This window comes from Microbacterium sp. H6 (assembly GCF_003314775.1).
Taxonomy (GTDB): Bacteria; Actinomycetota; Actinomycetes; order Actinomycetales; family Microbacteriaceae; genus Microbacterium; species Microbacterium oxydans.
Genome location: NZ_QOAY01000226.1, coordinates 1 through 2,876, shown reverse-complemented (window position 1 = coordinate 2,876; position 2,876 = coordinate 1). Strand labels below are relative to the sequence as shown.

The following is a 2,876-nucleotide window of genomic DNA, read 5'->3' as shown; positions in this document are numbered from 1 at the left end:
CAGCGAGCACCAGACGGGTCTCGCCCTCGATGTGGTGGCGTGCGGTGCGGGCTGCGGCGGACTCGACGGCTTCGGCGGCACCGCCCAGAGCGACTGGGTCGCCGCTCACGCCTGGGAGTACGGATTCATCGTGCGCTACGAGCAGGTCGGCACCCCGGTCACCGGATACGCCCCGGAGCCGTGGCACCTCCGCTATGTCGGGGTCGACCTGGCGGCGGCATACCACGAGGGCGGATTCCATACGCTGGAGGAGTTCTTCGGGCTCCCCGCTGCGCCCGATTACTCGCACTGAACCGGGCGGGAACGCCGTGGTTGCGGCATCCGACAACCGCGGTACCCAGTCTCACGTTTTATGGGATGCATTCTCACAACGTCCTGTCTCCGGCCTCCGCGGCGTCGTAGAATCACCGGAGCAATGATGCACGACACGTTCAGGAGGACGGCATGGAACGCGACATCTACGACGAGGATCACGAGGCTTTCCGGGACCTGGTCAAGGACTTCGTCAAGCGCCACGTGACAGGCGAGGCGATCGAGCGGTGGGATGCCGCGGGCGAGATCGACCGCGCGACCATGCTGGCGGCCGGCGAGGCCGGTCTGATCGGGCTCTCCGTCCCCGAGGAGTTCGGCGGCGCGGGGATGCTGCAGGACTACCGCTTCCGCACGATCGTCATGGAGGAGGCCATCGCCTCCGGTGCGGGCTCGCTGGCCGGTGCGTTCGGCATCCAGGACGACCTGGCCGTCCCCTACCTCGTGCACATGGGCACGCAGGAGCAGAAGGAGAAGTGGCTGCCCCGCATGGCCACCGGCGAGGTGCTCGGCGCCCTCGCGATGACCGACCCCGGCGCGGGCTCCGACCTGCGCGGGATCAAGACCAACGCCAAGAAGGTCGACGGCGGCTACATCCTCAACGGTGCGAAGACGTTCATCTCCTCCGGCACGACCGCCGACGTCGTGGTGACCTTCGTCAAGACCGGTGAGGGCAACCGTCCGGACGCGTTCAGCCTCCTGCTCGTCGAGAAGGGCATGGAGGGCTTCGACCAGGGGAAGAAGCTCAGCAAGATGGGCTTCCACGGCTGGGACACGGCCGAGCTCAGCTTCACGGACGTGTTCGTCCCCGACGAGAACCTCATCAGTGGCAAAGAGGGTCAGGGCTTCATCCAGCTGATGCTGAACCTGCCACTCGAGCGCCTCTCGATCGGCGTCGCCGCAGCTGCAGCCGCACAGGCCGCCCTCGACTGGACCATCGCCTACACGAAGGACCGCGAGGCGTTCGGTGAGCGCATCGCCGACTTCCAGAACACCCGCTTCCGCCTCGCCGACATGTCCGCGACCACCGATGCGATGTGGGCCTACATCGACCGCGCGCTCCGGGCCTACTCGGAGGGGAAGCTGTCCGCCGAGGATGCCGCGAAGGTGAAGTTCTGGGCGACCGAACGCGAGTGGGAGGTGCTCGACACGGGAGTGCAGCTGCACGGGGGCTACGGGTACATCATGGAGTACCCGATCGCCCGCGCGTTCACCGATGCCCGAGTGCACCGCATCTACGGCGGCACGAACGAGATCATGCGCGACCTCGTCGGGCGTCAGATCGCCGGCAAGCGCTGACGCGCCTCCCCTGAAGAGGCCCCGGATTTCGCATCCGGGGCCTCTTCTCGTCGTTGCCCTATCGCCGTCGAGGCGTGGACAGGGGTGCTGCGGCCCGGTTGAATCGACTGCATGACGACGTCGCTCGCACGGATCCTGGATGAACACGTCGCGCGAGGCACGGCGCCGGGGATCATCGGCGTGCACGGTGAACCCGGTGGGGCGTTCGAGATCGTCGCGGCCGGAGACCTGCCGGCGGATGCGATCGTGCGCATCCAATCGATGACCAAACCGATCCTCGCGGTCGCCGCACTGCGCCTCGTGCAGGCGGGGCGCCTCCTTCTCGACGATCCCGTCGAGAAGTGGGTGCCTGAGGTCGCCGATCGTCAGGTGCTGCGCGTGCCGGATGCTCCCCTCGACGACGTCGCGCCTGCGACGACGCCCATCACTCTGCGTCATCTGCTCACCAACACCTCCGGCTACGGCGTGCAGGTCGTGTCGTCGTCCCTCGCCGAGGCGATGATCAGGAATCGGACGGCCGCGGGGCAGGAGCCGGTCGCGATGGGCGCACAGGAGTGGCTGGACGCGCTGACCGCGCTCCCGCTCGCGTTCGAGCCCGGCACCGGATGGCGCTACCACCACTCCTTCGGCATCCTCGGGATCCTGCTCTCACGAGTGGTCGACGGGTCGCTGGAGGAGCACCTTCGGCGTGACCTCTTCGGACCGCTGGGAATGGTCGACACGGGTTTCACGGTTCCCGTCGACCAGGCGCATCGGCTGCCCGCGGCATACCGGCACCAGGAGGGCCAGCTGGTCGAGATCGAGCCGGCGGCCGCAGGGTTCTCCGTCGCGCCTGCGCCGTTCGATCTCAATCACTCGGAACTCGTGTCGACGGCCGCCGACTATGCCGTGTTCGCGGGGATGCTGGCCGCCGGCGGGCGCCATGGCGGGAGTGTCGTCCTCGACCCGGAGCTGCTCGCGCTGATGCGTTCGGACCAGGTGCCGGCCGCAGCGAAGACCGCTGACAGCTTCTTCCCGGGATTCTGGGAGGGCACGGGGTGGGGATTCGGCGTCGCGGTGCAGACCGAGGGTGAGCACGTCGGCCGGTTCGGCTGGTCGGGTGGGCAGGGGACGGACTTCTGGATCGACCAGGACGGCTCGTTCCGCGTCGTCCTGAGCCAGGTCGAGATGGGACCGGAGGTCATGGGATTGTTCACCGACGTGCAGTGAGGCACTCCGGCGGCCCGCGGCTCCTGTGCCCGGGCGGCCCGGGCGGGGCTGGCGGGCCT

The 2,876-nt window shown here is 68.3% G+C and carries 3 protein-coding genes; all 3 read left to right on the top strand.

Going from position 1 to position 2,876, the window contains the following annotated elements:
• Positions 1–292: D-alanyl-D-alanine carboxypeptidase family protein (locus DSP71_RS24005; protein ID WP_258546472.1), on the top strand; the 292-nt coding region annotated here is incomplete at its 5' end.
• Positions 293–444: 152 nt separating this feature from the next.
• Complete coding sequence (locus DSP71_RS14725; RefSeq protein ID WP_113681458.1) at positions 445–1,608, top strand: acyl-CoA dehydrogenase family protein; 1,164 nt, start codon at positions 445–447, stop codon at positions 1,606–1,608.
• 111 nt (positions 1,609–1,719) lie between these two features.
• Entirely contained in the window at positions 1,720–2,817 is a 1,098-nt protein-coding gene (locus DSP71_RS14720) for a serine hydrolase (protein ID WP_113681457.1), read from the top strand.
• Positions 2,818–2,876: the final 59 nt, after the last annotated feature.